Raw genomic sequence first — 12,135 nt, 5'->3', positions numbered from 1 at the left:
ACCACGGGAATATATACGCAGGAAGTTATCGCAACCGTAAGAGAGAAAAGACGTCTGGATATATAGGGTCAAATCCAGCCAGTTGGATCAGGACTCTGACTTGTTGTGTTTTTAAAGATATGCCTGAAAAAGCTAACTGTATTGAGAAAGATCCTCTTTTGACTGTAGGTAACACCCGAAATGTACGGAGTTATTTCGAGTGAGTTATCTTTACATTTATATGTTATCTAACTTTTTTAAGAAGAATCATGAGAACTAAAGAAAGGCGGCGCACCCCTAATTAAGATTCGGACTACGCCGGACACACTCAAACCCGTTTACCACCAACAACGCCAATAAACTCCTGAATCTGCCTTTGCTTCCGGGCAGATAGCTTACAAACCTGCCTTAAAGACTTCATCAGCTCCGACTCTTCCGGCTCAGGCTGCCGGCTGGTGATAACCAGACAGCCATCCATCACCCGAACATCTACCTGAGTGCCAATCCCAAACCCAGCCATTGCCATCCATTTCCCTTTGAGATTCAGCGATGGGATCTTCTCATAATCTGGGAAGGTGCTCGCATAGCTCACTTTTATCCGGCGCGATGCATGGCTCGTCACTTCATTCGTTACTGCTTCTGCACTACAATCTCGCTCAGCCATAATAACTAGTCCTGTAGTTGTTGTGGTTAGCGGTGTGGATGTGTTCCCGCACATTCACATCGCGATTAAATAACCCTGTTAATATAACCAGTAACTAAAGTCATATCAGGCGTGAATTAATTCTAGTTCTAAAACTATTAAGCCGATCGCAAATTTAATGAAAAACATGAAAGGTTAAAATAACGATTTTTTCAGGTTTAAATATGTACTATTTCAGCGAGTCTTCTTCAACATTGCATTCAACCAGGATTCCGACCCCCGACCTGGCCGTAAATCTCCGGTCTTCCACATATCGATGATATTTAATTTATCATTCAATCCAGCAGTAATCTCTTGTAACCCAGCTTCATCCATATCAGTAAAAACTCTGCCGTCCTTTTCCCGCTCGCCATTCCCGTATTTAAACGACAAATACCACACGCCACCCGGTTTTAACGCTTTTGCCAGCGACGCCATAACTCCCGGCAACTCCTGCTCAGGAACATGCAGCAGGGAAGCGCAGCACCAAATCCCGTCATACCTCTCAACGGCGCTAACCTCCTGAAGCCGCATCAACTCCACAGGTTTCCCCGTTAACAATTTCGCCCGCTCAACCAGCTCCGCTGAAGTATCAAATGCCTCAACCTCAAAGCCTATTTCACTGAATGCTTTGGTATCGCGGCCAGAGCCACAGCCTGCATCCAGAATCCGCGCACCAGGTTGCAAATGAGCGAGAAAAGGCTGATACAACGCAGACATATCCACATCCACTGTATCCTCATAAAACCGCTGTGCGTTTTGCCGGTAGTAATCGTCATTCATCAGAAAATCCCGTCTCCTCGTACGGTGGGCTCCCACTCATGCAACAGCGTGTTTTTGGCCGTCTGCCAGCTTTGTTGCAGGAAATTATGCCTCAGCGTCGGCGTATTGCCTGTCTGCCGGATCAACGTTTCGCGCAGGGGCAAATGGCTGTTAATAAAATACTCGTTCCGATCATAAAGGCGTTCAAGCCATTTAATCTCAGGGACTTGGGCAAATTTTCCCTTAGCGCCACGATTACACTCCTGGCAGGCCAGCACCAGGTTCCAGACGCCGTCCAGGTTGCTGAGGCTGTCATTCAGGATAAAGGGCAGGAAGTGATCGACGTCAGCCATGCCTTCCTCTCCCGCTGCCACGCTGATTGGGCGGTAGCAGTAAAAGCAGTAGCCTTTCTGGTAGCCGTTCAGGCTGTTGCGGCAACTGGTGATCGTGATGCGCCGGTTGTTCCGCCGGCTGAAGAGCATCTTGCTCTCGCTATCGTATTCAACGGCGATCAGGTTACGCGATACGCCCATCGCCCAGGCCTCTTCCACCAGACGCCAGCGCGCATCGGTTTCCTGAATCAGGTTGGGGAACTGATCGTTTTCGGTAAGGTAGTAGTAATTGTCGGTCAGGCGAATGCCTTTTTCCGTTTTGCGCTCGTCCAGGAAAAAGCGCTTGCCGATCTCAGCCTGATTAACATTATGGAAAGCATCAATCACGTTGGCAAAGCCCCGTTTCACGGTAATGCCAGTCAGCTGTTCTTCGCTAATCTCACCGTTATTGAACTGCATGCAGGCGTCCAGAAACTGGCTTCGCTTGCTGGTGATTTGCTTTGGGGCCTGTTTCAGATGAGCACACAGATGGCGGGCAAAAGGGGCGGCCAGCGCCTCAAGGGTTATCAGGTCATTTCCCGGCTGCTTCAGGTCATACAGCGCATGGGCGAGGGCGAATTTATAGGAGGCGACATTCTTGCCGAAAAGGATCACCCCGCGCCAGTAGTGCTCGAGTTTGGGATCGGCCTGATAAAAACGCATGCAAGGTCCTGTTTTGTGAGGCTGCTCGTAAAAATCAACGTAACAGGATCACATAACAAAACTCGTCGGTTGTAAACCGAAAAGGCTCAAAGTCTGGCCAACTTTTATTGGCCATCACTATCACTGTAAAGCTATAGCCTCACTAAAATTTAGTCACCGGAACCTCGTATTATTTCGAAATCTGGCAATTCTGGATTGCAATCTTCTCTCGCCTCACAATCTCTGGCAGAGACGCTGGATAGCGTTTAGCCGCATCGCTAAGATAGCTTCGGAATTCTTCAAATGGACTTGATGAAAATGAAAATTTCTACCGCGCTTGTCATCATGCTGCTTCTTACAGGCTGTGAGCTGAACGATCCGCGGCCAAAGGTTTACCCGGCTCAGGTCTCGCTGATAAACAACAACGTTTGTATGTCAGTTCCTGCGGAAAAGGGGGAGTTTATCGTCTCGTTAAATATCGAGAGTCAGGAGAAAGAGAAGTCACTCCGTAAACACTTCACTGATGGCTCTCACCCTGTTTATATCTTGCCGGAACAATGTATCCCTCTCTATGGTTATCAGTTTGAGGCTGACCGCCCCTATGGCCTGTCCATACAGCTTGAAAAGAAAAGAGGACAGATTAACGGGGGGGCAGGCCGTACTTTTAGCGCCTCATTTATATTGGCAAAGGTAGAGGGTAACGCGCTAATATTGAGAGCAATTCAGTAATAAAAGGAAGTCAAGGTGCGTGTATTTTTATGTCATATGACGATGTATTGAGGCATGTAGACTCATTGCAGATTCGGCATTAATATTCATCAACATGGATAAAAGGAACCAGTAATGATGGAAAAGGATATCAAAGAAGGGACATTACGCCTCCTCACCCTGGGAGAGGTAGCTTTGGCGCGTGGGGTGTTTGGTCGTTCAATCATCTACCCCAAAGTCTGGATACACTGTGACAGCTATCTGCCACTTGGGCTTCAAGGGAAAAATGTAGGGATGTCGCCAAATGGTGAGATCTATTTCAGAAAAGAACAGTATTCCCCTGATTTTTCCTCGATGTCGGATTTTCGCAAACAACACTTCTTCATCCATGAAATGGCTCATGTCTGGCAGCATCAGAAGGGTATGTGGGTGAGAATGAGAGGGTTGTTTAGCTGGGCGGCCAATTATAGTTATAAACTGGATGTTAACCGGGGGATTAATAATTATTCTATGGAGCAGCAGGCGCAAATCATAGCTGACTACTTCATTCTGGAACGCTATGGCTATGAGCGTTGGCTTTCCGAAAGGAATTATACGATCTCCTATAATGGCCCCGCTGATAAAGATATAAAAGAAAAATACAGAGCCGTACTAAAATCTTTCTTCCAGCAGAGGTAAACGCCATGAAAAAATTAATAACAATCTTTTCAACCCTGTTGCTGGTTGGTTGCCCTGGAGCGGGTGATCGTTACTACCCACCGGAACATGCTGAAGTAGCAATCAGAAATAATGCCGTATGTGTTACGGTTTCGCCTGAAGGTGATGAAAAAGTTCAGAGCGTACTTATTCACAGAAATGAATCAAATCAACAGGTGAAAGATACGTATATTGATAAAAGTTATTTTCTTACCAAAGATGACTGTATCGGAACTAATGGCTATAAATTCTTAACCGGCGTTCCTTATACCGTATCAGTAAATTTAAACTCAAAGAAAAAAGCCGATAAGAAAATTTTCCCCTCAAGCCGTCTGTTTATCACCGAATTCTCCCTGGAAACAACCAGAGGGCAATTAAGCATTGAGAGGTAGGGGATAGCAACCAGGCGGCGACCCCAATTCATCGCCGTCCACGCAAATACCCCAGCTCCCGGACAGGCCAGCCGTTCTCCGGAAAAAGCCACAGCCTGATGCTGTATAAATGGATCAGCGGCGTGAAGATCTCTTCAGCCTCAGCTGCCAGAACTTCCATCTCCAGCAGCAATATATCCAGTTCATCCAGCAGGCCGGGATGCGGTGCTGCTTTCAGCGACTTCATCCGGCGTTTCAGAAACAGCGCCAGCTCGTGGAACATCTGCCCGTTATCGATGTGGTAGTTCCCCAGAACGTCCCGGTTGCGGGCGTAGTAGTCATAGCAGTTCACTCCCAGCCATACCTCTGTCACAAGGTTGCCCGACGGCAGCAGGTCAGGATGCGGATCGAGACGCATGCGCGGCAGAATGATGTTTACTCTCTCCAGCATACCGGTGATAAATTGCTGACGTGCCAGCAGGGAAGAGCCGTTGCGCTCCATCTCCTTCACAAAACGCAGCAGTTCGCGTAGCCCTGAACGTACCGCCCGTCGGGCCGTCCACGATGGCCGCTTGTTGCGGATCAACAGGGTAATCACCACGGCAAACAGTACGCCGGTCATTGAGGCGATAGCGTTATTAATCACTGCGGGCAGATCGGGCTTGAGGTCATGGCTCATGCCGATTAAGCCCGGGATCTGGATGGCGACGCTCAGGCCGATCATATTGGTGGCCGGATTCGCAATCACCAGCCCAAGCAGGATCAGCCCCGGCGTCAGGCAGATCATCAGGGCTTCAAAGGTGATGGCGCCAGGGATCAGCACCGCCACGTACAGCACGCTGATAACGACGGAAATCACCACGCCTTTAATAAACAGCTTCATTGAGTTGCCTGGTGTATCTGCGTTAGCGAAAAAGGAGCTGAGGATCGCCGCCATCATCGGCGCGGTGGCACCATTATTCATGGCACTCCCCATCCAGAACAGGCAGGCGCCAAATGTTGCCAGGAAAGAGGTCAACGCGGAGAGCAGGACGAGGCCGGTATCAATATGAGGGCTCGACCGTTCTTTGCGGGCGAGGCTGGTATCGCCGGAGAGATCGCTGACCAGGTCGCTGACGCTCTGGTAAGCCCCGGCGATGCGCACAACGTCAGCAAGGCGCTCAAGCAGCCCGGTCAGCAGCAGGCATTCTCCCGTTGGCAGTTCTCCCTGTTGCCAGGCATGTTTCAGCTCTGCCTGGCAGGCGGATAACGTGGCCTGGATGTCGGCGGTGTCCTTGATGTGTTCACCGTCGTTCAGCCACATTAAAAACTGCTGAAAGGCCTGAGCGACCGTCTCTGGAAAGTGGATCTGCAGCTGTGACATCTGGTGCAGACGCTGCTCAATGGCGGTCAGCGTGGGGATCAGGTACGACAGATGTTGATACTGCACGCTGACCAGGCGAATCAGCTTGCGCGCTGCGTTGCCCTCATAGACGCAGTGGGTGATCAGCACCTCGACCTGCTGCGGATATTGCGCCATGCGGATCAGGATCTCTTCCCGCTCCGGCGAGTTATCCTTCGTGATGCCGTTCAGCAGATCGCTGCACAGCTTGCGGCCGTTCTGATACCAGACGTTGACGCTCTGTTCCAGCAGGCTGCGCATCTTCACCGGGAATAACAGTCCGTGAATAAAGCTGCTGCAGGTCACGCCAAGTGTAATCTCCTCAATACGTGAAATCACTGTCCCGGTAATGGTCAGCGGCAGGGTTACGCCGGGAAAGCCCATAATTGCGGCGCTGTAGCCCGCCAGCATAAAGACATAGCTTTTCGGGGTACGATCGTGCAGCGAAAGATACAGGCAAACGCTGACCCACAGCGAAACACACAGGCTGAACAGCACCGGAGACTGCACGGTCTCGGGATAAATCAGAAAAACAAAGAGGCCACCCAGCAGAGTCCCCATCAGGCGAAAGACCGATTTGGAGAGGGTGGAAGCCGCGTAGAGTTGGGAAGAGACGTACACCGTGGTCAGTGCCCAGGCGGGTTTATCCAGATTGAGTTCAAGAGAAATATACAGAGCCAGAAAGGCGGCAAGGCAGGTCTTTACAGAAAAAAGAACGGCGTTTTTCGAAAACCACTGCATAACTGAATGGCTACCAGAGACGTGCGGAGTTGGCAGCATCCTGCCAGAATTAGCGGCCGGTTCATGGGGTTAACTACGTCAAATTGTTTCGTAATAAAAAAAGATATTCCCTGTCCGTTATTAATAGCAATATCAACTGTATAAACAATCTTAAGCAACGGTCTGCGCGGGTTCATTCAGGGGTATCAACCAGTTTGAACCCACTTGATTTATCAATGTTATTGACGTTACCCGTAACAATCTATCGATAAGGGTTGTCAATGATACAGATCAACTATGCGTTATTTAGTGGGCGAAAAACGGCGCTGAACCATAAAAAAGATTCGTAAAACAATCCCATGATTGTTTAAATCATCCTGACTGACCATTAAGGAGAGAGGGTGTGAAGAACAAATACAAAGCAGCACTGATCGTCACAGGCATACTGGCTGGCCCGGCGATGGCTGAGGACAAAGGCGTTTCTTTCTCCTATAAAGACTGGGAAGTGGCCTGTGACAACACGCTGACCTGCCGTGCCGCTGGCTATGATAAGGAGCAATGGCCTGAAGGGGCCGTTGTGCTCACCCGCCTTGCAGGTGCTGATACCCCGACGACTGTTGATGTCAGGGTCGATGAAACAGCGCAGCCTGTAAAAAAGCTGACGATGTGGCTCAATGATAAGTCTGTCGGGGATCTCACTGCTGCTGAAGACAGAGCCTGGCAATTATCTCAGACGCAAACACATGAGCTTATTCAGGCAGTTAAAGGCAAAGGTAAAGTCGAGTTCAGGGGAGGGCAGGCACCTTTTGTTCTTTCAAACCAGGGAGCCACGGCCGTGATGCTCAAAGCAGACGATGTACAGGGGCGAATCGGAACGCCGGGAGCGTGGGTCAAAACGGGAAATAAACCCGAAAGCAGCGTAAAGGACGCGATTCCCGCGCCCATTATTCAGGCTGCTAAAGTCAGTCACACCCAGCCCCGTGTTCTGGATAAAGCGGAAGTTGCTGCACTCAGACCCCGCCTGCTCGCCACGCAGAACGACGATATGGATTGCGAGCGTATGCAGTTTCCTGACGAACCCAGTGTTCATGGTCAGGTCGCCAAAGATGAGTTCATGTTAATTCCTCTCGATGATCAGCATTCGCTGATCTCCACGCTTTGCTGGCATGCCGCTTATAACCAGGGGCATGCTTACTGGGTAATCGACAAAGGCCTGGCAGGGAAGCCCGTGATAGTGACTAACCGTGGAACAAATTATCAGGAAGGCGTTATTTCGAATTATTTTTTGGGCAACAGTATGGGCAACATAGCGACGACAGAAGAGTGGGTATGGGATGGAAAAGCGTTCCGTAAAAGCCGCCTGGCGCTCTACCGGACTGTGAGTACAGAAGGTGGCTGGGAGATGCCGGAATGGGTGACAGAAGTGAAGCCTGCGCTTTAACGGTTCTCTTCTGGGATTGGCATGATGAGGTGAATCATGATTGTAAAAGTTAATGCAGCAAGACGCAGTGGGCTCTCATGTAATGTGCAGATATCGAGAGGCGAGCAACTCACTGCCCGTATCCTGGAAGAGTCTGAGTGGCTGACGGCCAGAGAGCTGTCAGAAAAAGCCAACTTCCAGAATTCGAATCCCAGCGCGGGTCCGAACCGCTGGAAGTCTGCCGGTAGCATCTTTGCGTTGCAGTTAAACGGGAAAGATAACTACCCGTTATATGCATTAGATGAAGGATTCCGGCCTGTTCCCGTCGTTAAACAGGTCATTTCACTGTTTGGTGAAAGGAAAACGCCGTGGGGGTTAGCCATCTGGTTTGGTTCTGCGAATAGCTGGCTGGGGGGCAGCAAACCAAAAGATATGCTGACCACTCAGCCGCAGCAGGTTCTGCAGGCAGCTCAGGCGGAGTTGGACGGCGGTTCTCATGGCTGAGCCAGACCAGCAATGAAGCGAGATTTGCTGAAGTGGTACCGGATCAGTTTTGAGTCGTATTTTCTGTTTGTGGGTCAGGCTCTGCAACGTTTCTGAACCCCCTGACGGGTTCTTCAGCTTGCAGTACAGGCTCTCTGGCAACAGATGTTGTAAGGGAGCTAACGGCAGGCCTGCCGCCAGGCGGAATCTAAATGGGATTCCATGCCGCATTCCTGCCCTTCAGTGCCCGAAAGGCCGTGGTCGATCACCGCTCGGGCCACCTGCTGTTTGTTGATGGTGGCATGCTGGCTGCGGTTTAAGCTGTTCCGGCAGCTCACGGCCGCCGGTTGTCATCCTCAGACTTCACTTCTGCCCATATATCTCTCCTTCGCCAGCGACAGCGAAATGGCAACATCCAGAACCGGTGACGGCGGCAGATAATTGGCCTCGCCCAGCGCCTGCATACTGGCGATCAGCGGATTATCGTGACCCAGCGCGTGGTCCGCCAGCAGCGATCCGGCAACGGTTTGCTTGGCGATCCCCGCCCCGTTGCAGCCGCTGGCAGTATAGATATTCTTGCCGAGTGCGCCCCAGACAGGCGCGCTATTCCTCGTCACGCTGATGGTGCCGGACCAGGTGCGGGTCAGCGGCACGTCGGTCAGTTGGGGGTAAATTTTGTTGAAGGTCTGCTGGTGTAGCCGGGTTGCCCGCCACGTCTGTTCTGCGGTGATCCTGCCGTTCAGCGCCGGAATAACATGCTGACGGATCAGGAAACGGCGATCCCGTGTGTAGCGGATTGTCGCTCCTGCTATCGCATTCACCGGCGTCAGTCCCCAACTGCTCATTTCAGGGAGTCTCTGACTCTGTTCGGCGGTTAATGGTGCGGTAAAACTGGCGAAGGTTGCCATGGCCGCCTGTCGGTTAGCCACCGGAGAAAGTGTTTTAGACAGGGCATTCGTCGCCAGCATCACCTGACCAGCCTTTACCGTGCCATAGGGGGTTATCACTCTGGCTGTCTTGCCGTACTCAATGTGCATCACCGGCGTGTAATCAAACAGAGTCACATTCTCTTGCAGGGAAGCTGCCAGACCGGCCACTAAACTGGCGGGATTAACCAGAGCGGCACCAGAGGTATAAATCCCTTTGGTATAGAAACGGCTCCCCAGTTTCTGGTACAGCCTCTCCCGGTCAAACAGGCGGTATGGCTCGTCCATTGCCTCAAGATTATTGATATATTCGCGCAGAATCCGATTGCTGGTGACATCAACCTGACAATGGAATTTCCCGGTATCCTCCCATTCACAGTCAATGCCGTGCAGGGCGGTCAGTGCAGCTAACTGGCGGCTTCCTTCCTGCAGCAGTGAACGATAGCTGTGGGCCTTTTTAAGCTCGGCGGTGGAGCTGCCTGTATTATGCGGCAGGCTGATAATAAAACCTGAATTCCTCGCCGAGGCGCTTTCTGCCGCGCAGGTGGCATCCAGCATAACAATCTTCAGGCTGGGATCGAGGCTGGCCAGCCTGCGGGCAAAGGAAAGCCCGGCAAAACCGGAGCCAATAATGACCCAGTCGGCATCGGTATTGCCAGCCAGTGAGGGGCGAAAAGCGGTGCAATGCTGGTCGTTCAGCCAGCCGTTCCTGTTCTGGTTGAAGGGCAGAGTTGCAAATTCCATTTTTTTATCATCCTTGTTAAATCATCTTTCCTTAAAAGCGTCCGCTCTGGCCGATTCTAAATATTTTGTCTCTGACAGGCCACAAAATAACCCCGAATTTGTCACGGACTCCACTTCCCTGTGGTGTCTCGCAGAATTAATAAGATCGACGCGATGGCCCCGCTGTCAGCCCCTCTCTGAACAAGGCCAGCCTGGCATCCAGCGCCTGAGTATAAAGCATCGTATCCACACCAACGGCGACAAAGTTAGCCCCCCATCGCAGGCATTTTTTTGCCATTTCAGGATCAACGGCAAGAAATCCAGCCGCTTTTCCCGCAGCCCGGATGCGGCGGATGCTCTGCTCAATAATACGCTGCACCTCCGGATGACCGGCATTGTCCGGATAGCCCAGCGAGGCAGAAAGATCGGCCGGGCCGATAAACACCCCGTCAATGCCGTCCACTTCCAGAATCTCATCCAGATTTTCCAGCGCGGTTTTGCTCTCTACTTGCACCAGCAGGCACAGCTCCTCATTAGCGCGCGCCATATAATTCTCCACCCGTCCCCAGCGGGCTGCTCTGGCGACGCTGGCTCCCACGCCGCGCTGTCCGAGCGGCGGATAGCGGGTGGCATCCACCACTTCTCTGGCCTGAGCAGCGGTATCCACCATCGGGATCAGCAGCGTGCGGGCGCCAATATCGAGGATCTGTTTGATCAGGCTGCGGCTCCCTTCCAGCGGACGGATCACCGGCTGGCTGGCATAGGGCGCTACGGCCTGCAGCTGGAGATAGAGATCCTGCACGGTATTCGGCGCATGTTCGCCGTCAATCAACAGCCAGTCATAACCGGAAGTAGCTGCAATCTCCGCCATATAGGAGGTGCTGCTGCTGAGCCACAGGCCAATCTGCGTTTCACCTTTGCGTAAACCGGTTTTAAAGGGGTTGGCTAAGACGTCATTCATAGGGATTCCTTTTTGCTTAACGATTCCTGGCTGCGGGCCGGTTGCGGGCTGGTCTGCAGGCTGAAGATGATCGCCGAGCCGACAATGGCGATTGCTGCCAGTGCCAGCAGACCGGCCGCGCCGCTGCTGAACTGAGCATCGGCATTAACGCGGATCAGCGGAGCGAGGAAGCCGCCAATCGCGCCAAACAGATTGATAAATCCAATTCCGGCGGCGAGGGCGGTGCCGGAAAGCAGCTGAGTCGGCATGGCCCAGAACACCGGCTGCACGGCAATCACACCAACGGCCGCAACGCACAGCGCGGCAATCGCCAGCACCGGACTGAGAAGGCCGGACAGCCCGACGGCGCACCCGGCAACCAGCAGCGTGACGGCGGCAATCTTGCGGCGTTCGCCGGTTTTATCGGAGTAGCGGGGGATGTACCAGGTGCCTGCCAGCGCAAAGATCCACGGAACGGCAGTGACCAGCGAGGCGGCAAAGCCGACTTTGGTGCCCATCAGCTCCGCAACCTGGGTCGGCAGGAAGAAGATCAGATCATACACGCCAATCTGGATGGTCATGTAGATCAGCGCCAGCTGCCAGACACGGCTGCTACGCAGGGCATCGCTGAAGCGTGAGGTGATTTTGGTTTGTTCCTCTGCGGCCAGCTCTTTGCTGAGTGCCTCTTTCTCTTCTGCATTCAGAAAGCGGGCGTTCTGCGGCGTGTCGTCCAGCCAGAAGAAGGTGAAGACACCGGCACCGACCGCCAGCCCCCCTTCAATGATAAACATCCAGTACCAGCCGGGATGACCGGCCACGCCGTGCATCTCCAGCAGCGCGCCGGAGAGCGGCGAGCCCAGCGTCAGGGCCAGCGGAGCACCCATATAGAACAGTCCCATGATGCCGGCCCGCTGACGCTGCGGGAACCACTGCGAAGTCAGGTAGATCATGCCGGGAAAGAAGCCCGCTTCGGCCGCGCCCAGCAGCGTTCTCACCAGCAGGAATTTTGCCTCTGTATCGGCATAAGCCATCGCGCTGGAGAGCAGCCCCCACAGCAGCGTGGTTACGCCGATCCATTTGCGGGCACCGAACTTGCGCATCAGCAGGTTGGCGGGGACGCCAAGCAGGGCATAAACCACAAAAAAGATCCCAGCGCCCAGCGCATAGGCTTCGTTGCTCAGGCCGGTGTCCATCTGATAAGTCTCTTTGGCGAAGCCGATATTGGAGCGATCCAGAAACGCCAGCACGTACAGCGCCAGCATAAAAGGGATCAGCCTGGCGCGGTTCTTCTTCACCACGCGATCGAGTGTAGTCATGGCAGTCAAAGCCTC

At 52.6% G+C, this 12,135-nt stretch carries 12 protein-coding genes; 5 read left to right on the top strand and 7 right to left on the bottom strand.

What is annotated here, in order from left to right:
- Positions 1-307: 307 nt before the first annotated feature.
- From symE to AC3Y5R_RS10135, 3 genes are all read right to left on the bottom strand, one after another.
- Positions 308-643 (bottom strand): endoribonuclease SymE, encoded by a 336-nt coding sequence (gene symE / locus AC3Y5R_RS10145; RefSeq protein WP_489921228.1) that lies wholly within the window; start codon positions 641-643, stop codon positions 308-310.
- A gap of 213 nt (positions 644-856) precedes the next feature.
- Positions 857-1,444 (bottom strand): class I SAM-dependent methyltransferase, encoded by a 588-nt coding sequence (locus AC3Y5R_RS10140; RefSeq protein ID WP_489921227.1) that lies wholly within the window; start codon positions 1,442-1,444, stop codon positions 857-859.
- The gene (locus AC3Y5R_RS10135; RefSeq protein ID WP_489921226.1) at positions 1,444-2,457 is read right to left on the bottom strand and encodes an HNH endonuclease family protein; all 1,014 of its coding nucleotides are present in this window, start codon (positions 2,455-2,457) and stop codon (positions 1,444-1,446) included. The genes AC3Y5R_RS10140 and AC3Y5R_RS10135 overlap by 1 nt, the downstream gene beginning before the upstream one ends.
- A 297-nt stretch (positions 2,458-2,754) precedes the next feature.
- On the opposite strand from AC3Y5R_RS10135, the gene AC3Y5R_RS10130 reads away from it, so the two are divergent.
- The 3 genes from AC3Y5R_RS10130 (at position 2,755) to AC3Y5R_RS10120 (ending at position 4,232) form a co-directional block, all read left to right on the top strand.
- Positions 2,755-3,165 carry a putative T6SS immunity periplasmic lipoprotein gene (locus AC3Y5R_RS10130; protein WP_489921225.1) on the top strand — a complete coding sequence of 137 codons (411 nt, stop codon included), beginning with the start codon at positions 2,755-2,757 and terminating at the stop codon, positions 3,163-3,165.
- 114 nt (positions 3,166-3,279) lie between these two features.
- Complete coding sequence (locus AC3Y5R_RS10125; RefSeq protein ID WP_489921224.1) at positions 3,280-3,822, top strand: type IV secretion protein Rhs; 543 nt, start codon at positions 3,280-3,282, stop codon at positions 3,820-3,822.
- A 5-nt stretch (positions 3,823-3,827) separates the two neighbouring features.
- Positions 3,828-4,232: a putative T6SS immunity periplasmic lipoprotein gene (locus AC3Y5R_RS10120; protein WP_489921223.1), complete on the top strand. Its 405-nt coding sequence runs from the start codon at positions 3,828-3,830 to the stop codon at positions 4,230-4,232.
- A gap of 28 nt (positions 4,233-4,260) precedes the next feature.
- Here AC3Y5R_RS10120 and AC3Y5R_RS10115 read toward each other — a convergent pair whose 3' ends face one another.
- Positions 4,261-6,333: an FUSC family protein gene (locus AC3Y5R_RS10115; RefSeq protein WP_489921222.1), complete on the bottom strand. Its 2,073-nt coding sequence runs from the start codon at positions 6,331-6,333 to the stop codon at positions 4,261-4,263.
- 382 nt (positions 6,334-6,715) lie between these two features.
- On the opposite strand from AC3Y5R_RS10115, the gene AC3Y5R_RS10110 reads away from it, so the two are divergent.
- Together AC3Y5R_RS10110 and AC3Y5R_RS10105 are read left to right on the top strand one after the other, a co-directional pair.
- Positions 6,716-7,753, top strand: a complete 1,038-nt coding sequence (locus AC3Y5R_RS10110) for a DUF1176 domain-containing protein (RefSeq protein WP_489921221.1) — start codon at positions 6,716-6,718, stop codon at positions 7,751-7,753.
- Positions 7,754-7,789: 36 nt separating this feature from the next.
- Positions 7,790-8,236 (top strand): hypothetical protein, encoded by a 447-nt coding sequence (locus AC3Y5R_RS10105; protein WP_489921220.1) that lies wholly within the window; start codon positions 7,790-7,792, stop codon positions 8,234-8,236.
- 335 nt (positions 8,237-8,571) lie between these two features.
- On the opposite strand, the gene AC3Y5R_RS10100 is transcribed toward AC3Y5R_RS10105, so the two are convergent.
- From AC3Y5R_RS10100 to AC3Y5R_RS10090, 3 genes are all read right to left on the bottom strand, one after another.
- Entirely contained in the window at positions 8,572-9,885 is a 1,314-nt protein-coding gene (locus AC3Y5R_RS10100; protein WP_489921219.1) for an NAD(P)/FAD-dependent oxidoreductase, read from the bottom strand.
- Between the two features lie 136 nt (positions 9,886-10,021).
- The gene (gene yfaU / locus AC3Y5R_RS10095; RefSeq protein WP_489921218.1) at positions 10,022-10,825 is read right to left on the bottom strand and encodes a 2-keto-3-deoxy-L-rhamnonate aldolase; all 804 of its coding nucleotides are present in this window, start codon (positions 10,823-10,825) and stop codon (positions 10,022-10,024) included.
- On the bottom strand, positions 10,822-12,120 hold the full coding sequence (locus AC3Y5R_RS10090; protein WP_489921217.1) for an MFS transporter: 1,299 nt from the start codon (positions 12,118-12,120) through the stop codon (positions 10,822-10,824). Before AC3Y5R_RS10090 ends, yfaU begins: the two co-directional genes overlap by 4 nt.
- Positions 12,121-12,135: the final 15 nt, after the last annotated feature.

Source organism: Erwinia sp. 009765445, from assembly GCF_058137865.1.
Note: the sequence above shows the minus strand (reverse complement) of the source record. Positions and strands in the feature narration are given on the sequence as shown.